Genomic DNA, 19,193 nt, shown 5'->3' on the forward strand with positions numbered 1-19,193 from the left:
TCATGGCTAAAGGATTCGCTAAAGGTCTTGTAACAGGTGTCGCAGGAACTGTTGCTGCCGTTGCAGGTGCAGTATACGCATTTAAAAAGAAAGTAATCGAACCAGAAGAGCAAAAAGCAGCTTTCATCGAAGAAAACCGTAAAAAAGCAGCTCGCCGTCGCGTATCACGTTAAGAAACAAAAGAAGTTGGGATTCATTGTCTCAACTTCTTTTTCTATTCTTTTATACTCAATGAAAATCAAAGAGCAAACTAGGAAGCTAGCCGCANNTTGAGGTTGTAGATGAAGCGACGCTGACGTAGTTTGAAGAGATTTTCTAAGAGTATTAAACGGCTAGGTCAAACTTCAACTGCGGCTTAACAGGGTCATAATCTACCAACTCAAAATTCTCTGCTTTAATATCAAAGAAATTGGTCCCATCTGGAACATTCAAGACCAAACGAGGTTGGCAGTTTGACGGCTCCCGACGAAGCAATTCCTCTGCTTGTTCAAATTGATTGTCATAGATATGGAGGTTGTTGATGAAGTAGAAGAACTTCCCAACCTTCCAGCCAAAATGTTTGGCAATCATCATCTGCAAAGCCACATACTGCATAGCGTTGATGTGGTGGGCCACCAGCATATCATTGGAGCGCTGGGTCAAGGTCGCATCCAGATAGATTTCCCCATCAACACGCCGAACATCAAACATGGTCTGAAAGGCGCACGGGAGCAGCCCATCTGTTTCTTCGAAAGCTTGGTAATCCCAGAGCGAAATAATATTGCGGCGGTTCCAAGGATTGGTTTCCAACTGTTTGAGAAGCTTATTGATAATGTCGTGTTTCTTAACAACGGCACCATAGCGCTCACCAATGGTTCCCGTGTCTCCAACTTCCCAGTCATTCCAGTAGTGAACATTGTACTTGTCATTAAGCACTTCTAAGCTATTTGACTGGTCTTGGTAAATCCAGAGAACTTCTTTGATGGCGGATTTGATTGCAATGGGACGCAAGGTTGTGATAGGAAATTCTCCTTTAGATAAGTCGTACTCGGAAAAGGCACCAGTTACATACTTGGAATTAGCAACAGTCCCATCCTTGTACTTAGGACGAGCCTGCTCTGAGAAAACACCTTCCTTTAGAATGCGTTCAATATTCTCTTTAAAAATCGTATCTGCTTTTGTCATTTCGTTTCACCTCATTCATTGTCCTAACTAGTATAGCATAAAAAATAAAAGAGGAACATTACTAACTCTAGGTTAGCATTTTTCCTCTTTTATTATTTTATTGCAATACAAGTGATGCTGCTCCGATAACTCCAGCGTCATTTCCTAGAGTTGCAAGAGCCAATTTAGTAGATGTGCGCACTTGTGGGAAAGTATTTTCGTCATAGACTTTTTGAACACCTTGTAGAAGGAATTCTCCTGCAGCTGACACACCACCACCGATGACGATTGTTGATGGGTTTAGGATTGAACCAATGTTAGCACAAGCGATTCCCAAGTAACGTGAGAAGTTACGGTAAACAGTCAAAGCAAGGTCGTCTCCTTCTTTTGCAAGGTCAAAGACTGTCTTAGCAGTTACTTCTTCTCCGTTATCAATCAATCGTTTCAAGGCTGCATCGCCTTCATATTCATCTGCATAACGACGAGTCAAGTTGACAATCCCTGTTGCTGAAGCAACTGTCTCAAGACAGCCTTTCTTACCGCAAGTACATGCGATTGGTTGGTCAAAGTCAACAGTGATATGACCAAGTTCACCTGCTGCACCAGCAACACCATGAAGCAATTTGCCTTCTGCGACAATACCACCACCAACACCAGTACCGAGTGTCATAAAGACAACGTCTGGTTGGTTATCTCCAGCACCCATCCAGCGCTCACCAAGAGCTGCTACGTTGGCATCATTATCGATGAAAAATGGAATGCCCAAAGCTTTTTCAATTTTCTCTTTAATTGGTTGAAGGGTTTTCCAGTTCAAGTTGTAGGCACCGATAACAGTCCCTTTGTCACGGTCAACCACACCTGGTGATCCCATTCCAATGCCTTGGAAGTCCGCTGCTGCCAATCCAAGCAAGTCCAAACGATGTTGAATAGACTCAATCATATCATCAACGATATGACTTCCCTCATCCAGAATGTTGGTCTTGATTGACCATTTTCCTTGGATTTCTCCTGCTGTTGTTAAGATTGCAAATTTGATAGAAGTTCCACCAAGGTCAATCCCAATAATCTTTTGACTCATCATACTCTCCTTTTTCATTGTCTAGTAATTGAAAATGCTTACAGTACTAGTATAACAAATTTCAGTCATTTATGCAAAGGTTTGCATTTAGCTAATATAGATTTTTAATCCAGATAATCTCCACCATCAAATCCATAATATTCCTCCAGTGTCAAACCACTTGCAGCAATCTCTTTTGCTTCTTTTCCAATGTAACGTAAATGCCATTCCTCATGCATATAGCCTGTGACACTCTCTTTTCCACGGGGATAGCGAACAACAAAACCATAGTCTGGTGCATAATCCAATAACCATTGAGCCGCACCAGCATCTTCAACTAATTGACCATCTGTGCCAATCACATCAAAAGCAAGTCCTGTCTGATGTTCGCTATATCCAGGACGGGCGGAATAACGATCCGCAGCAGCCTGGCCCTCTTGGTTCACATAACTTTGATATAATTGTGCTTGAGTTGCATAACTTCTAAAGCCACTATAATTATCGCTAATAGCGTATCCTTCCTTCTGCATCTGTGCAATCAGTTTTAAAAAGGCTGCTTTTGCAGTAGCATTTTCACCTGGATAGTAATCTTTAGACATAGGATAATGTTTATTGGCAACTATGATTTCATCATACTTTCCTTGAAGGCTATAATAAGAACCTTTATTGCTTACTTTTGAATTAGCTTTCCACAAACCAGTCGCACCAACATAATAACGTCCACCATCAACCCATTCATTGACAGCCATTTTACCATCTGATTTTAGATAATAATTCCCTTGCCATGTATTATAAGCATAAGATCCATCTGATGTCAAATAATACCAAGTTTGGTAAGAAGAGTCATAAACCCATTCACCTTTAGCCATTTTACCATCTGATTTCAAATAATAGTTTCCTTGCCATGCACTATAAGCATAAGATCCATCTGATGTCAAATAATACCAAGCTTGATAAGAATCATCATAAACCCATTCACTTTTGGCCATCTTACCATCTGATTTCAAATAGTAATTTCCTTGCCATATACTATAAGCATAAGAACCATCTGATTTCAAGTAATACCAAGCCTGATAAGAAGAGTCATAAATCCATTCACTCTGTGCCATTTTACCATCAGCTTTCAGGTAATAGTTTCCCTGCCATGCATTTTTCACTAGATTTCCATTTCCATCAAAATAGTACCAAGAACCGTCCTGCTTAACCCAACCACTTGTTGTTGATGAACTTGTATCAGTTTGAGTTGTAGCCGCTTGTTTTGCTTTAAAAGCACCCTTAGGAGCATTTTTCAATTCGCAAGCCACACCGTCATGATCACGGTATAACTTGGCAGAATAACCGGGGTCTCCCTCATGAATATCCGCGTATCCATTCGCCCAAGCTTCCTTACAACTCGAAAAATGAATGTTTTCCTCTGCTAACACAGGTTGTGAAAACAAGGCTAAAATTGACAACGTCACCAGACTCATTTTTAAAAATAGACGTTTGTTCATTACTTTCTCCTCTAACGATGTTATCGATTTCAATATTATTTTATCAAACTTATTTCAGCAATTCAAGGAAACTTCTGGTCTTTTCTACAAACTCCTTTGGTTTTTCCTTATTCAAGACATGAGGGCCATCTGGGATAATCTGAAATTGGGATTCTGATATTAGTTTATGAAGACTTCTCATAGAACTAAGATTCGGTTTATCTTTGCTGCCACAAATTAGTAAGGTTGGATAGGGGCAATTCCCTGCTATATCCGTTAAGTCAAGTGTCTTCAATTCTTTGGAAATACCTATTATAAAAGTCTTGTCTGCTCCCTGTTTTTCAAATACTCTTTTGGGAAGTAGTTTAAAAATCAGCAACTGAAGATAAAATAGGATATTCCCTGCTAATTTAAGCGGGCATCCTGACAGAATCAAAGCTCGAAGATTTGGTGAATCGTAACTGGAAAGTTCTAGTGTCAGGGCAGCACCTAAGGACAATCCAATCAAAACAAAAGGTTCTGTCTCTTGAGCTAGGTGCTGATAAACTCGCTCTTTAGCTTGTTGATAGTTACTAACTCCAGAAGGAAATAACTCGATAGCCTCAGAAGGATAATCTGTCAGTAGATTACGAACTTCTTTCCAAGACTCTGCTGACTGCCCTAACCCATGCAAAAATATCAATTTCATCTAGTTCTCCTCAAGGCTTAGTTCATACAAGCCTCTCACTGCATTACAGCCGTAAATAGCTTCTGCTTGGGTTAAATCTGCCAAGGTCAAGACTTTCTCTTCTACCTGTCCTGTTTCCAGCAAATGCTGACGGTAAATTCCTGGCAAGATTCCAAGTCGGATAGGCGGTGTGTAGAGTTTCCCAGCAATTTTCAAAACCAGATTTCCGATAGAGGTTTCAAGCAGTTCTCCTGACTTATTGTAGTAAATGATCTCTTGCTCCCCTAAACTCAAGTATGGTCTATGAGTCGTTTTAAAGTGGGTAAAAGCTTGCTGCAAATTGGCTTCTTGCAGACAAAGTTTAGCCTGGCAGAACTGTGGACTAAGGGGTGTTAATACTTGACGATTGACTTCTATCTCTCCAGATTTGCTAATGCTGATTCGCAAGCGGTAATCTTGATTAGCATCACAAGTCTGACACTCTTCTTCAATCTTTTGTCTCAAAATTTCTGGGTCAAAAGGAAAGGCAAAATATCGACTAGCTTTTATCAGTCTTTCCAGATGTTGTTCTTCAAACAGCAGTTGTTTTTGGCTGATTTTCCCAGTCGTAATCAGCTGAAAACGAGCTTGTTTACGATAGAGAACAGCCGCCTTTTGATGAACCTCGCGGTATTCAGATTCCCAAGTGCTATCCCATGTAATGCCTCCGCCAACTCCATAGATGGCTTTCCCTTGATGCAGTTGAATGGTCCTAATGGCCACATTAAAAATCCGTCGTCCATTTGGAAGCAAGAGACCAATCGTTCCACAGTAGACTCCACGCGGTTGTGGCTCCAAGTCCTTGATAATCTCCATTGTCGCAATTTTCGGTGCGCCCGTTATGGATCCACAAGGAAAGAGAGAGCGAAAAATTGTAACTAAATCAACATCTGCTCGCAACCGACTCTTGATGGTCGAAGTCATCTGCCAAACAGTTGAATACTGCTCTACCTGACACAGACGCTCCACGTGCTCGCTCCCCACCTCAGAAATACGGTTCATATCATTGCGCAAGAGGTCCACAATCATCATATTTTCAGACCGATTTTTAGGATCCTGCTCCAACCAACTGGCCTGTTCAAGATCTTCTTGGTCAGTTACCCCACGCTGAGTCGTTCCCTTCATCGGTCGCGTTGTCAACTCGCGGTCATTTTGCTCAAAAAAGAGCTCTGGGCTCATGGAAATCACTGCCATCTCATCATGTTCAATATAGGTATTGTAGCCCGCCTCCTGTTCTACCACCATACGATTGTAGATAGCAAAAGGATTGGCATTTAAGTCTTGTTTGAGTTGAACGGTGTAGTTGACCTGATAGGTGTCTCCCTGCCGCAAATGATGGTGAATTTGGGCAATCGCCTTTTCATAGTCTGCCGCAGACGTCACTTCCTGCCAATTTGAGGGCAAATCAATATCCTCATAAGTCAGAGGAATAGGGGAAGTTTCTACGCTATCATGAACAGTAAAGTAAAGCAGGTACTCTCCCAGTAGTGGATCCTTGTGAACTGCTAATTTTTCCTCAAAAGCAGGTGCAGCCTCGTAGCTGACATAGCCCACCACATAATAACCTTGCTCTTGGTAGCTTTCCACTTGTGCCAGCAAATCTGCCACTTCTTCTACATTTCTCGTTTTCAACTCTTTAATAGGCTGGGTAAAGATGTATCTCTCCCCCAAAGCCCTAAAATCAATCACTGTTTTTCTATGCATACCTTAAGTATAGCATAAAATAAGAAAACCCTCATCCGCAAAGCAGATGAGAGATTTCGATTATTTAAAGATTGAAGTTTTAAAGCTATTTGTTTGTTGAAGAAGCTTCTTGAAGAGTTTTTCTTTAAGTGTCACTGTATTAGACATAGAAACAGATTTATTTCCATCTTTATCTGTCTTCAATGTCGCCTTATCTTTATCAACTGCTTCAGCAAATGCACGTTTCAAGTCTTCATAACTATTGTATATTGTACTATCAATTTCAATAGATTGAATTCCTTTTTTAGCTTTATCCACAACTTCTTCGAAGTAAGCTTTCTTCCAATCTTCTAGGTTGCTAAATTTACCATCAGAAACTTTCTTGATAATAAAATCATCACCTAGAGTAGCATGACCAGCTTTTTTAGACTCATTTTTCAGCATGTTAGAAGCATAATTTAGGAAGCCTTTTTCATATCCAAAGTAACCCCACATACGGAAGGTGTTATGCTTGAATGACATTGCTCCTGGAGCTCCTTCACTTGTGTTAGCACCATAGATACCAGCGGTAATTGGTACAGTTACATAGGCAGAGCCAAATCCAGTTGGGTCATAAGTACCATTACCAGGACCGTGTTTAGTCATGAAGTTCTTGTCTACTAGATCGTTAACAGAAGTCAAGTTATATTCTTTTTCTTCTGCATTCAGATCACGAACCTCGTCATACTGGTTCTTCGTATTAGCGTTACGTAGTTTTTTAGCAACTTTCTTAAACCAAGCGTTGTTTAAGTCTTTATTGTGTTTATCAAGAACTGCTTCACCTTCAAGGTAGTCAAGAAGCATTAGAGTATCGTTGAAACCTTTCATGTAATGATCGATTTCAGCGCGAGAAGTGAGGTCATTTGGATTTGTGTTGTACCATTGGTTTCCATCGTTTGGACGTTCGTAGGCCATGTTTAGACCTAATGCGCCATATTCTCCGTTTGGATTTGATACCGATGGCGTTTGTAACATCCCCTGAGCAAATGCTTCAAGATCTGTACCTTCACGGTGTCTTGAACCACCTAAGTAAACCATACGGTCATTTACGTGAGTTGTTTCATGAGTGAAGGCTGAGATACCGAAATCACTAATCATATCAGTAACCATGAAGAAGACTGAATCATCTTTATAAGGGTTACCGTAAATACGAGCTACAGCCCCCATACGCCAATCAGTGGCGTGGTAACGACCTGTTGGTCCGTATAATTCACGGATAGGTGCTACGTCTTTACCACTATTCGTATGTCCGTATTTATCTGTGCTGATTCCTTTATAGTTTTGGTTATCTAACACAGGAGTTGGAACCATGTTGTTGCTCTTAAGCAGTTGATTACGAACTTTATCTAATGATAAGCGAGACCAGAAGTCTAGGTAATTTTGTTGACCTTTAGCGACTTTATTGATTTCAGCTTTGAATGCTTCGCGTTCTTCTGCAGTATTCTTACCGTATTTTTCAAATGAACTGTAAGCCATAGTGTTATATGTTGAGATTAAGAACATATGTGCATCTTTCAGGTTAAGAAGTGGTAAAATCATCTTACCATGCATGTCATTGTTTAATCCCTCGTAGGCTCTGTGTTTCTTATCAGCAAATTCAGGTGTTGTAGTTTTAGGTTCAACAATATATACATTATCTTTAGTAGCTTTTATGAACCAATCGTTTAGGTTCGTATCTTCTGTGAATAGACGCATATTATAGTCTAAGAAACTGTTTAACTCGCCTATGCCGATAACTCCACCGATAGTTTCGCGATAAGCTTCTAAAGTTCTATCCCCTTTAACATTTCTTTCTTTAGAACCAATCTTAATCAAGAAGTCTAACACATTAACATTTTTACCATAAAAGTCAGGTTTGAATAGCATTAATTCTTTAATATTAAAGTCATCGAATTTAACACCGTAGTAACGATTTAGGTAAGCTAATCCAAGAAGAACAGCAGCCTTATTGTCATCAATCTTCTTGATCAAGGCGCGTTTAGCAGATTCATCTGTGTTTAATTGATGATCTTCATTTTCAAGCAACTGTTTCACAAATTTCGCCAGATTATCCTTGACTTCTTTGAAGGTTTCTTCGAGGTAAAGGTTCTTAATCGCATTTACTTTGTTAGGACCGGTTCTATTTAGGTGTGTGTAGATAGGATCTGATTGTAGCTCAACTGGGCTTAATTTTTCAACGATAGCATTGATAAGATCACTACGGTCTTTGTCAACGATATTAGGCGTATAGACAACTTCTCCGAGTTCAGCAATGCTGTACTCTTTCACTTGTTTGACATTAGATTCTTTCAGCGAAACAGTAAAGATATCTTTGGTCTTATCAGCATAGTGCACCAAAATGTGGTCAGCATCAGCCAATTCTGTTACAAAGGCATTGCCCTTCATAGCAGTAACTGATAGGACTTCCTTGGTCATAAGATGACTATCAGCAGCTAATTTATTTCCTTGGTTTACAATCCATTCTTTATTGTAGAACGGTTGAAGTTTTTCGATATTACGGTAGGCAAGTTCACGAGATGCATCATAATCTTGAGTATCTTTATAAGTATCAGCTTTTGGTTTAACATTATTTAATGTATCTGAAACAAGAGGATTGATAACATAATCATTAGCTGTAATTCCTAATGTTGCAATTTTCTGGTCAGCTTCTTCTTGAGAAACTTCTTTAATTCTGTTAGAAACAGAGAATTTAAATGAACGGTTACCTGTACTTACATCTTTTACGATAAAGTTACGTTCTAAAGCGTTATTTGAGAAGTATCCACCATCTGCGTCAATATCTTTAGATCCATAGAACACTTCACCATTTTCAACTTTCATCATAGACACAGAGTCTGCAACTTTACCCCATGCCCAGTTCTTACTAAGGAAACCACCTACTTCAACAGGTGTATTTACCTTAATAGTTCCTTTAGTAACAGCATTACGAACAGAACCATATTTACCAATTCCGTTAGGATCCCCACTGTTATTTGATCTAGCAACAAATCCACCGATACGAGCTTTATTAGCAACTATATCAGCTTCTACATATCCTTTATCAACATTACCTTTCCAGATTTCACCAACCATACCAGCGAAATCCCATCCTCTATCACCTACACCAGTAAGTTTACCGATATAAGCAACATTAGTAAGTTGCCCACCGTTATCTAATTTGTTAACAAGTCCGGCAATTCCATCTCTACCAGTAATGCTACCAGTTACTTTAATATTCTCAACAGTGGCATTCTTAACAGTTCTAGCAAGAGCAGAAATGTTATCAATCCAAGGCATATTAATATCGACATTAGCTAAGTTAACATCTTTAACCGAACCACCTTCAATGTTATCAAATAACTGACGAGACATATTGTGAATTGAATAACGTTGTCCGTCAACACTTGATAACTTACCTTTAAATATACCAGGAACATACTCTTTATTTGGAGTTGGTACATTAGCTGCATTTAGATCTGCACCAAGTTTGAACTCACCGCTAGGGTTAGCTTTCATATCTTTTACAAGCTCGTTGAAGTTGTAGTAAACATTACCTTCTTTTGCTTTTTGTTTTTCAAAGTAATGAACATACTCTTCGCTAAGTGTATTATCAGCATTACGTTGAACTAAGTCTGGTGCTTTGGCAGTAACTTTATATAAAGTTTTTCCGTCTTTTTCTACTTCTTCAATCTTGTCAACAGCAAGTCTTGTAACTTTGTTGTCATGAGTTGTAACTCGTAGGTAAAGTGAAGCAACATTCGTTGGGTTTTCTGAAAGTAAACTTGAGTCAGTTTCAACACCTGCATCGTCAACACTTATTAAGCTTGTTTCTTTAATATTTTTAATTTCAACTTTTTTAAGGTCTAATTGTATTTGTTTATCTTCTAATGTTTCAGTTTCTTCTTGACCATTACCTCTATCATAAACCATAGTAGTAGATAGAGTATACTCTTTGAAGTATTCTACATTGTCTAATAACGCATTTAGATTATTTTCTGTTAGATTCACAATCTTAACAACTTGTCCATCTTTTTTCAGGGTAGCTGTGATTGATTTAATTTTTGTCTTAGTTGGATTCTCTAGAGAATACTTAGCAACTACTTCTTTATCTAATACTTTCTTATCAGTATTTACAAATTTTAATACTGGTTTTTCAGTTAATGGAGCTAAGTTTTTGATAGCTTCTTCTAATTTTTCGGTAGCTGCATTAACTTTGCTTTGAGTAGTAGCATCATCTGCATTTACAGATTTTGCTGCTGTAAGAGTGTCTTCTAAAGATTTCCATGTTTGAGTAGTGTATTCTTCTTTACGTTTGCTGTTAGCTGTGTTAATAGCCGTTTGTAATGCAGTTTTATCTACAGCAAGAGCTTTAATAGCGTCTTGAAGAGCTTGAGTAGCCGCATCTATTTCACTTTGTTTAGGAAGAGGAGTAGTTCGGCTGTTGATTTCTTTTGCTTTTATTTCAGCATTTTTGAAGTCATTCCAAGTTGTTGGACTGTAGTCAGCTTCTTGTTTAGTTTCTGCTCTTGTTATTTGTTCTTGTAATTTTGTTTTATCAACAGTAAGAGCATCGATAGCAACTTTAAGTTTTTCAGTTGCATCCTTGATTTGAGCTTGAGTAGCTTTGTCGTTGTCTTTTACAGCTTGAGCGTCAGTTTTCGCTTCTTCTAGAGCGCTCCAAGATACAGTACTGTAGTCAGTAGCAGTCTTAGACTGAGCATCAGCAAGTTGTTTTTCAAGTTCAGTCTTATCTGTAGTTAAATCAGTGATAGCCGCTTTCAGTTTTTCGTCAATGTGATTTACTTCGCTTTGTTTTGTTGCTGGGTTGCTTGTAACTTCTTCAGCTTCAGCTAGTACAGTTTGAAGATTTGCCCAAGTTGCATCGCTGTAGTGTTCTTTAGTTTTTGATTTCGCATCAGAGATAGTTTTGTTTAAGTCTGTTTTATCAACGCTTAGAGCGTCAATAGCAGCTTTAAGTTTTTTAGTAGCTTCGTCGATTTGAGCTTGAGTAGCGGTAGCCTTATCTTTTACAGTTTGAGCGGCATTTTTCGATTCTTCTAGAGTGTTCCAAGATGTAGTACTGTGGTCAGCTTGAGTTTTTTCGTTTACAAGATTCAGTTGTTTTTCAAGTTCAGTCTTATCTGTATTTAATCCAGCAATAGCAGCTTTAAGTTTTTCGTCAATGTGATTTACTTCGCTTTGTTTTGTTGCTGGGTTGCTTGTAACTTTTTCAGCTTCGGCTAATACATTTTGAAGGTTTGTCCAAGATGCATCACTGTAGTGCTCTTTAGTTTTTGATTTCGCATCTTCGATAGTTTTGTTTAAGTCTGTTTTATCAACAGTAAGAGCGTCGATAGCATCTTTAAGTTTAGCTGTCTCGCTATCTACTTCAGGTTGTTTTACAGAGTCAGAAGCATATACACCTTTTGCAGCTTCTAAAACAGATCCAAGAGCATTGTAACTTGCTGTAGAATAATCAGTAGGAGAAACTGAACTAGCTTTATCAATTTGATTCTTTAACTCACTTTTATCAACTGGTTCTTTAGTACCAACACCCTTTATTTCATCTACTGGATTGGTTGTTATTGTATCCTCTAGTACTTTACTGGACTGTCTACCATCAGTAGTAGTGACTTCAGTTAAAATAGTGCGTTCGCCAGCAACACCTTCTCGAATAACCCTTGTTTTTCCCTTAGCGAGGTTCTCATCATCTTGCTCAACTGTCTTAAAAGGCACAGGCTCTTTAGTTACTATAACTTCAGACTTAACCTCTATTACATTTAACACACCTTCTTCAGGAGTTGTTTTATGTTCTACTGCTGGCTGTTCTACTTTTGTTTCTTCATTCTGATGTTCTGCTGGTTGAGCAGCTGGTGAAGTTTCTGTTGGTTGACTTTCTGGTTCAACTTGAGCTTCTACTGGTTGTTCTTCTTGTTTCGGTATTTCTTCCGCAGTCTTCTCTTCTTTAGAAGCTTCTGGTTGCTTTTCTGGAGAGACTGGTGCCATTGGTGCCGTTTCGTCTTCACTTGGCGCAACTGGTTCACCTACTTGTTCAACTTTTGGTTCCGTTTGTTTTTCTACAGCAGGCGTTTCCACTTTTGGTTCTTCAACAGATTGATTAGAAGCCTCATCTCTTGTTTCTACTACTTCTGGCTGTGCATCTTCTTGTTTCGGTGTCTCTTCCGATACCTTATCCTCTTTAGGATCTTCTGGTTGTGATGATTCTTTTGGTATCCTTGGCTGCTCCGGTTGTGTAGGTTGCACGGGTTGTTCTGGGACTTTTGGTTGTTCTACTGGAGTTGCAACTTTTGATTCCTCAGCTGGTTTGTCTGATGGTTGACTTTCCGATTTGACTGGTGCTGGTTCTGCTGAATCTTCTTTCCCCTCTTCTACTTTAGGAAGGGTTTCGTCAGTAGGTTTTACCTCCGATTTTGGTTCTTCCTTTGGATTTTCTTCTGTTTTAGGAGCTTCCTCTGTCTCTACTGCTCGGTTTTCTGGCTTAGCTTGCTCCTGATTTGTTGTTACTTGGGGATTCTCAACTTCGACCACAGTTACCTCTTCAGGTTTAGCTGAGTCTTCTTCTAAAACAGTGTCCAAGCCAAGCGTTTTGAGGATGTCACCTGATAGATAACCAACATAACGATAACCATCCATTTCAACAACACCCTCTCGACTAGCCGGTGCTAGAGTAGCAACTGGATCTACAGCTCCTGCACTAGGAAGGACTACCAATCCCATAGCTCCAACTAGAAAGACGCTGGCAATTTTCTTTCTCTTGTAGATTAAAAGCAAGCTCCCAACAGTCAGCAAACCAAAAGCTGTCAAAACAGATGCTTCTGTCCCTGTTTGTGGCAGCTGATTTTTTTGATACACCAAACCATAAACAAGTTCATTTCCATCAGGCTTTCCTGTCTGGATTAAATCTTTAGCTTCTTGTGAAATAACCTCTTTATCTACATAGTGATAGGTGGCTGCGTCCACTACAGAAGGAGCCATCAAAAGGCTTCCAAGAAATACAGAACCTACAACTCCCTTAATCTTACGAATTGAAAAACGGTCTTTTTTAAACACTTTCATCTCCTTTATTTATTCTCACGACTTTCTGATAGAATCTTGCGGATAGTGCGCACGCGCACCTCCGATTAATTTTGGACGACTAGCCAGCGCCGTTACATGGGCATGACCAATCTCTCTCAAAAGAGGGCGAATCGGAACCTGAACATGCTTGACATGCATACCAATTGCAGTATCTCCGATATCCAATCCAGCATGAGCCTTGATAAATTCAACCTCAACTGGATCTTGCATAAACTTAAAGGCTGCCAATTGACCTGAACCTCCTGCATGGAGAGTAGGAAGGACACTGACGATTTCCAGACCAAACTGCTCTGCCACCTGACGTTCAACGACGAGAACCCGATTGACATGCTCACAGCCTTGAACAGCTAGATGAATTCTTTTTTCTTCTAGGAGATCTAGGATGGTCTTCACAATGATTTCGCCAATTTCTTGGCTGGATTCCTTGCCAATCTGACCACCTATCACTTCACTAGAGGAAAGACCCAAAACAAAGATAGAGCCTTGTTTCAAATTGGCCTTTTCTAAAACATCTTTCACTATCTGACGTGTTTCTCTTTGAATCTGTGTCTCGTTCATCTCTGCCACCTCTTTTGTCACTATCTATCATACCGTTTTTTCTTGTTTTTAGCAAGATAGACGACCTGGAAAGCTTGCCCAATTACGCATAAAACTCCCAGAATTGACTGGGAGTTAACTAGTTTCTATTCTATTTATGTATATTTCAACCGTCGTTCCTTTGTCGGGTGCAGAATCAATCTTCATCTGGTAATGTTCTCCAAAATGAAGTTTGAGACGCTGATCGACATTTTGAAGACCAACTCCCCCACGTTTGAGTTGACTTTGACTACTATCACCAGCATCTTGGAAGCCAACTCCATCATCCTCAATGCGGATGACCAAGCCTGTATCCTGTTTCTGGACAGAAACTCTAATATGTCCCTGACCTTCCTTCTCCTTGATGCCATGGTAAAGAGCATTTTCCACCAGAGGTTGCAAAACCAACTTGGGCAAGACTAGGTTATCAAAGGCAGGATTTTCAGCAATCTCGTATTCCAGCTTATCTCCATAGCGTTGTTTCTGGATAAAGAGATACTGGCGGACATGATTGATTTCATCAGACAGGCAAATCAAGTCCTTACCTTGATTGAGTGCCAAGCGGAAATAGGTCGCCAAGGACTTGGTCACCTGAACCACTCGCTGACTATCCTGAAATTCAGCCATCCAGATGATGGTATCCAAGGTATTATAGAGGAAATGAGGGTTAATCTGGCTTGATAGGGCTTGAAGTTGGTACTGACGGGTCGTTTCTTCCTGGCTACGAATAGCTACCATCAACTGATCAATCTGATCCAACATGGCATTAAATTGGCGAGTTACTTCTCTCAGTTCATAGGCACCAACTTCCTTGGCACGAAGATTTTGAGCACCAGAAGCAATTTCCAACATGGTTTCTCTCAAGTCCCTTAAAGGAGCAATCCAGCGTTTGAGACTTAACCAAACCAAGAAGAGACAGACAAGAAGAGATGTGACACTTGCCCCAAGCAAGGTCCACATGAGTTGACTCCGAACCTGGTCTAACTTCTCCAGCGAAGACACGCCAAGCACCGTCCAATCAGTTCCTGCAATCTTTTCCTGACTGACGTAGGATTGGTGATCTAGCGTATAGCCCTGACCCGTCTCGATGTAGGATTTCATGGCCTCCATTTCGCTAGACGAACTATAAACTGTGTGTTGAGGATGGTAGACAAATTCATGATTTTCATTGATGATAAAGGCAAAGCCCTGCTGACCCAACTGAAGTTGGTTAAGATAGGCTTCCAGAGTTTCATAAGAAATATCCAAACGAAGCACGCCCAGATTAGCTCCCTTTGCATCAAGAAGTTCTTGAGTGACAGAAATGACCCATTGACTATCTGATTTACGAGCTGGAGTCAAAATAGGCATGGCTCCCTGATGAATAGCCTTTTGGTACCAATCCTCAGCCATCATATCAGATGAAGTTTTCATCTGCACACTGTCATCTGTAGAAATGACCTGACCTGATTTGGTGACCAGTACAACAGCTTTCAAGTCCTGGTCTGCCTTCAAGATAGTCAAAAATAGATCTCGGATTCCCTTGACCTTATCTTGACTGGGATTCTCAGCATAGGCTAGGACATCCGTCTGCTGGGTCAAACCGGTCGAGGTGGTTTCTAATTTTTTAATATAAGACTGAATAAAGTGGCTAGTCTGGCTGATGGTCGTTTGGCTGTTGCCCTCAATGGTGGCCTCAATGGCTGAAGAACTAGATTGATAGTAGAAAGTCCCGACCAGAGCTAGGAGAATAAGAAAGACCAAAAAGATGGAAATAACCATTCTGACTAGGAGAGAAGAACGCTTCATCGGCCTTCTCCCTTCTTAAACTGACGAGGTGTCACACCTGCAATCTGTTTAAAACGTTGGGTAAAGTAGTTCATATCTTCAAAACCAACCTTTTCAGCTATCTCATAAATCTTCAGATTTGTAGTTAAAAGCAAAAGCTTGGCTTGTTTGACACGTTCTCTCACCAGATAATCCTGAAAAGGCAAGCCCAACTCTTTCTTAATCAAGGAACTCAGATAAGTCGGACTAAAACCTAAGTCACTGGCCAAAGACTTTAAACTAAACTGGCTATCAGCCAGATGGGACTGGATTTTCTGGGCCATGTTTCCTTCAAACTTATCGGCCAATAAATCTTGTAACTGCTCTTCCTTCTCTTCCTTGTCTAGTTTTTGTTTGATTTTCCCCAACATTTCCTCAATATCCTGACGAGAAAAGGGCTTGAGCAGGTAGTCATCCACACCGAGTTTGACAGCAGACAAGGCATAATCAAAATCATCGTAGCCAGTCAAAAAAACTAGATGCACCTGAGGATAGGTTTCCCGAACCAGACTGGCCAACTGGATGCCATTTAGCTGAGGCATGTTGATATCGGTTAAAATGATATCTGGCACCTGTTTTTGGATCAATTCCCAAGCCTGCCTTCCATTTTCAGCCTGACCGATGATTTCCATATCGTAGGCTGCTACATTGACCAGTTTAGTCAAACCTTGTCTTACCAGATATTCATCTTCTACGATTAAGATTGTATAGGTCATGCTTCTCTCCTTTACCACTTACTAGTATCAGTATAGCAAAATTCTCCTCTAACTGCTTAGGAAAACCTTCTTATGCTCAATGAAAATCAAAGAGCAAATTAGGAAGCTAGCCACAGGTTGCTCAAAGTACGGCTTTGGGGTTGTGGATGGAGAGACTGGGCAAAAAGTCTTTTAAATTAGAAAACGCATAGTATCAGGTGTTAAAAATTCTTGATATTATGTGTTTTATTGTTAGAAAATTTGCTTTATTCTCTCCTCAAATTGAGTTTTTGCCCAGTCTCAACCCTACCCACGGTAAGGCGACGCTGACGTGGTTTAAAGCGATTTTCGAAGAGTATTAATCAACATAATCTAGTAAATAAGCATAGCCTTTTTCTTCCATTTGGTCTTTAGGAATAAAGCGGATGGAAAGACTATTGATACAGTAGCGCAAGCCGCCCTTGTCCTGTGGACCATCCGTAAAGACATGGCCAAGGTGAGAATCTCCTACTCGGCTCCGCACTTCCATACGCGTCATATTGTAGGACTTATCTTCCTTGTAGGTAGCGACATCTGGACTGATTGGTTGGGTGAAACTAGGCCATCCGCAACCAGACTCAAACTTGTCCTTTGATGAAAAGAGAGGTTCGCCAGTTACCACATCCACATAGATACCAGATTCAAATTTATCCCAGTAGCGGTTTGAGAAAGCCCGTTCTGTTTGATTTTTTTGGGTGACTGCATACTCCTCAGGTGACAGGGTATTTTTCAATTCTTCATCACTTGGTTTGGAATATTTGCTGGCATCAATGACAGGGTAGGCAGCCTGATTGACATTGATATGGCAGTAGCCATTTGGATTTTTCTTGAGATAGTCTTGATGGTAATCCTCTGCCACTACGAAATTCTGCAGACTCTCCTTTTCAACTGCTAGAGGTTGATCGTATTTCTTAGCCACCTCATCAAAGACTTGGTTGATTACCTCCAAATCCTTGTCATCTGTGTAATATACACCGGTACGGTACTGGGTTCCCACATCATTTCCTTGTTTATTTTTGCTGGTTGGATTGATAATGCGGAAATAGTGAAGCAGGATTTCCTTGAGAGAAATTTGCTTGGCATCATAGGTGACATGGACGGTTTCTGCATGACCTGTTTGGTTAATCAATTCGTACTTGGTTGTTTCTCCTCTACCATTTGCATAGCCTGAAACGGAATCTGTTACCCCGGGAACTCGAGAAAAATACTCCTCAACTCCCCAGAAACAACCACCAGCTAGATAAATTTCGTGCAAATCTGCATCTTTACTAACTTCTGTTTTTTTCACTGTTTTTCCTCCTTGGCTAACTGCCGCTTTCTCAATTTGCGAGGCATCTGTCTGCCCTGCATTTCTCATCAATAGAAAATAGAAACCGGTTATGGCTAGAAAAAATACTCCTAGCAACATGATGATTTTTAACTTATCATTCATAGGACACCTCCTAGGCTAATTCCTTCAAAGTTTGTAAAATTGCATCTTTTTCCATGAAACCTGGTTGCGTTTTGACCAATTTTCCTTCACCATCTATAAAGGCTTGAGTTGGGTAAGAACGGACGCCATAAGTTTCCAAAAGTTTGCCTGATGGGTCAACTAGGACTGGGAAATTTTTATAATCTAAGCCCTTATACCAATTCTTAAAGTCCGCTTCAGATTGCTCCCCCTTATGTCCTGGTGACACTACTGTCAAGACCACATAGTCGTCGCCAGCTTCTTTAGCAATTTCATCCGTATCTGGGAGACTAGCCAGACAGATGGAACACCAAGAAGCCCAGAATTTGAGATAGACTTTCTTGCCCTTGTAATCAGACAAGCGGTAGGTCTTGCCATCTACTCCCATCAATTCAAAATCAGCCACCTCTTTTCCTTTAGCTGCGCTTGTTTTACTAGCTGTCTGCTCCGTCTTCATTTCATCTTTCGTTTGGTGTTCACTAGTCATGGACTTGCCTGAACAAGCCGTCAAACAAAGGAGCGAACCTACTCCAAGAACACATGTTTGCCATTTTTTCATATTGATATTCCTTTCCATTTTATTCAAATAATTGACTTAAAATTGAAGCATTTCCAAACAGAACCAAGAGTCCCATCACAATAATGAGAAAACCACCCACTTTTTTGAGGATTCCGAGATAGGGATGAAGTTTTCGGAAATGTTTCAAAACATAACTAGAGGTCAGAGCTAGAAGCAAGAATGGTAGCGCCAAGCCCAACGTGTACACCAACATGAGACCCGCTCCCTGCCAAGCACCTGAGCCACCTGAAGCCGCCAAGGCCAAAACAGAGCCAAGAACCGGCCCCACACAAGGCGTCCAAGCAAAACTAAAGGTCAAGCCCAATAAAAATGCCTGACTATAGCCCTTACCATTTTGCCCCTGTCCTTGCAGTTGTAACCTCTTTTCCTTATAAAGCCCCTTAAAGTGTAGAATCTCCATCTGGTGCAAGCCTAAGAGAATGATAACCGCACCCGTCACATATTGGAACCAAGAAGCATAAAGCAAGTCGCCTAAAAAACCAGCTCCATAGCCCAACAAAATAAATATAAAGGAAATTCCTGCTATAAAGGCCAGAGTTCGTAATAAACTAACAACTGAGATGGAAAATTTGCCACTAGAAGCCTGAGCACTATCCTTATCATCTAGTAACACCCCTGCATAGACTGGTAACAAGGGTAAGATACAAGGAGAAAAGAAGGATAGAATTCCTGCCAAAAAGACACTTAGAAAAAAGAAAATATGACCCATAAAGTTCCTCCTATCATTTTATTGATAGATTTATTATACTCCTTCCATTTTCGAAAAAACAGGGACAATGATAGGGAAAAATAGGAATTTAATCAGATGATTTAGAAATCTTGGACAAAAACTATACAAAAACTGTCAAAGCACAAAAGCGCATAGTATCA

The 19,193-nt window shown here is 40.2% G+C and carries 12 protein-coding genes and 2 pseudogenes; 1 reads left to right on the forward strand and 13 read right to left on the reverse strand.

Annotated features, from left to right (window positions below; all coding sequences use genetic code 11):
• Positions 1-2 precede the first annotated feature (2 nt).
• A complete protein-coding gene (locus HT703_RS04240; protein ID WP_001051780.1) occupies positions 3-173 on the forward strand; it encodes a DUF3042 family protein in 171 nt (56 codons plus the stop codon).
• Between the two features lie 151 nt (positions 174-324).
• Here the strand turns inward: HT703_RS04240 and HT703_RS04245 are convergent, their stop codons facing one another.
• The 13 genes and pseudogenes from HT703_RS04245 to ccdA2 all read right to left on the reverse strand — a co-directional run bounded on the left by HT703_RS04245 (position 325) and on the right by ccdA2 (position 19,032).
• Positions 325-1,164 carry a thymidylate synthase gene (locus HT703_RS04245; protein ID WP_138699211.1) on the reverse strand — a complete coding sequence of 280 codons (840 nt, stop codon included), beginning with the start codon at positions 1,162-1,164 and terminating at the stop codon, positions 325-327.
• A 97-nt stretch (positions 1,165-1,261) separates the two neighbouring features.
• Positions 1,262-2,221 carry an ROK family glucokinase gene (locus tag HT703_RS04250; protein WP_138699210.1) on the reverse strand — a complete coding sequence of 320 codons (960 nt, stop codon included), beginning with the start codon at positions 2,219-2,221 and terminating at the stop codon, positions 1,262-1,264.
• Between the two features lie 104 nt (positions 2,222-2,325).
• Positions 2,326-2,880: pseudogene (gene ldcB / locus HT703_RS11960) on the reverse strand (LD-carboxypeptidase LdcB/DacB); the annotation flags it as partial.
• Positions 2,881-2,886: 6 nt separating this feature from the next.
• Positions 2,887-3,693: pseudogene (locus HT703_RS11965) on the reverse strand (N-acetylmuramoyl-L-alanine amidase family protein); the annotation flags it as partial.
• A gap of 49 nt (positions 3,694-3,742) precedes the next feature.
• The gene (locus HT703_RS04260) at positions 3,743-4,360 is read right to left on the reverse strand and encodes an alpha/beta hydrolase (protein WP_119920120.1); all 618 of its coding nucleotides are present in this window, start codon (positions 4,358-4,360) and stop codon (positions 3,743-3,745) included.
• On the reverse strand, positions 4,361-6,082 hold the full coding sequence (gene pabB / locus HT703_RS04265) for an aminodeoxychorismate synthase component I (RefSeq protein ID WP_172928538.1): 1,722 nt from the start codon (positions 6,080-6,082) through the stop codon (positions 4,361-4,363). It abuts the gene before it with no gap.
• A gap of 60 nt (positions 6,083-6,142) precedes the next feature.
• The gene (locus HT703_RS04270; RefSeq protein ID WP_172929947.1) at positions 6,143-13,150 is read right to left on the reverse strand and encodes a ZmpA/ZmpB/ZmpC family metallo-endopeptidase; all 7,008 of its coding nucleotides are present in this window, start codon (positions 13,148-13,150) and stop codon (positions 6,143-6,145) included.
• 21 nt (positions 13,151-13,171) lie between these two features.
• Complete coding sequence (locus HT703_RS04275) at positions 13,172-13,735, reverse strand: TIGR01440 family protein (protein WP_031222745.1); 564 nt, start codon at positions 13,733-13,735, stop codon at positions 13,172-13,174.
• A 114-nt stretch (positions 13,736-13,849) separates the two neighbouring features.
• On the reverse strand, positions 13,850-15,541 hold the full coding sequence (locus HT703_RS04280; protein WP_054392958.1) for a sensor histidine kinase: 1,692 nt from the start codon (positions 15,539-15,541) through the stop codon (positions 13,850-13,852).
• Positions 15,538-16,275: a response regulator transcription factor gene (locus tag HT703_RS04285; protein WP_000222621.1), complete on the reverse strand. Its 738-nt coding sequence runs from the start codon at positions 16,273-16,275 to the stop codon at positions 15,538-15,540. The genes HT703_RS04280 and HT703_RS04285 overlap by 4 nt, the downstream gene beginning before the upstream one ends.
• Positions 16,276-16,612: 337 nt before the next feature.
• Positions 16,613-17,725, reverse strand: coding sequence for a peptide-methionine (R)-S-oxide reductase MsrB (gene msrB, locus HT703_RS04290; protein ID WP_054392959.1), 1,113 nt, complete (start codon positions 17,723-17,725; stop codon positions 16,613-16,615).
• A gap of 10 nt (positions 17,726-17,735) precedes the next feature.
• Positions 17,736-18,302 carry a redoxin family protein gene (locus tag HT703_RS04295; RefSeq protein ID WP_023932957.1) on the reverse strand — a complete coding sequence of 189 codons (567 nt, stop codon included), beginning with the start codon at positions 18,300-18,302 and terminating at the stop codon, positions 17,736-17,738.
• A gap of 19 nt (positions 18,303-18,321) precedes the next feature.
• Positions 18,322-19,032 (reverse strand): thiol-disulfide oxidoreductase-associated membrane protein CcdA2, encoded by a 711-nt coding sequence (gene ccdA2, locus HT703_RS04300; protein WP_000509841.1) that lies wholly within the window; start codon positions 19,030-19,032, stop codon positions 18,322-18,324.
• Between the last annotated feature and the right edge of the window lie 161 nt (positions 19,033-19,193).

The organism is Streptococcus sp. 3874 (assembly GCF_013276425.1).
GTDB classification, from domain to species: Bacteria; Bacillota; Bacilli; order Lactobacillales; family Streptococcaceae; genus Streptococcus; species Streptococcus pseudopneumoniae.

Excerpts from the sequence above, each read along its gene's own strand:
- HT703_RS04240 (WP_001051780.1), top strand. The coding sequence starts at position 3 with ATGGCTAAAGGATTCGCTAAAGGTCTTGTAACAGGTGTCGCAGGAACT.
- HT703_RS04245 (WP_138699211.1), bottom strand. The coding sequence starts at position 1,164 with ATGACAAAAGCAGATACGATTTTTAAAGAGAATATTGAACGCATTCTA.
- HT703_RS04250 (WP_138699210.1), bottom strand. The coding sequence starts at position 2,221 with ATGAGTCAAAAGATTATTGGGATTGACCTTGGTGGAACTTCTATCAAA.
- HT703_RS04260 (WP_119920120.1), bottom strand. The coding sequence starts at position 4,360 with ATGAAATTGATATTTTTGCATGGGTTAGGGCAGTCAGCAGAGTCTTGG.
- pabB (WP_172928538.1), bottom strand. The coding sequence starts at position 6,082 with ATGCATAGAAAAACAGTGATTGATTTTAGGGCTTTGGGGGAGAGATAC.
- HT703_RS04275 (WP_031222745.1), bottom strand. The coding sequence starts at position 13,735 with ATGAACGAGACACAGATTCAAAGAGAAACACGTCAGATAGTGAAAGAT.
- HT703_RS04280 (WP_054392958.1), bottom strand. The coding sequence starts at position 15,541 with ATGAAGCGTTCTTCTCTCCTAGTCAGAATGGTTATTTCCATCTTTTTG.
- HT703_RS04285 (WP_000222621.1), bottom strand. The coding sequence starts at position 16,275 with ATGACCTATACAATCTTAATCGTAGAAGATGAATATCTGGTAAGACAA.
- msrB (WP_054392959.1), bottom strand. The coding sequence starts at position 17,725 with ATGAATGATAAGTTAAAAATCATCATGTTGCTAGGAGTATTTTTTCTA.
- HT703_RS04295 (WP_023932957.1), bottom strand. The coding sequence starts at position 18,302 with ATGAAAAAATGGCAAACATGTGTTCTTGGAGTAGGTTCGCTCCTTTGT.
- ccdA2 (WP_000509841.1), bottom strand. The coding sequence starts at position 19,032 with ATGGGTCATATTTTCTTTTTTCTAAGTGTCTTTTTGGCAGGAATTCTA.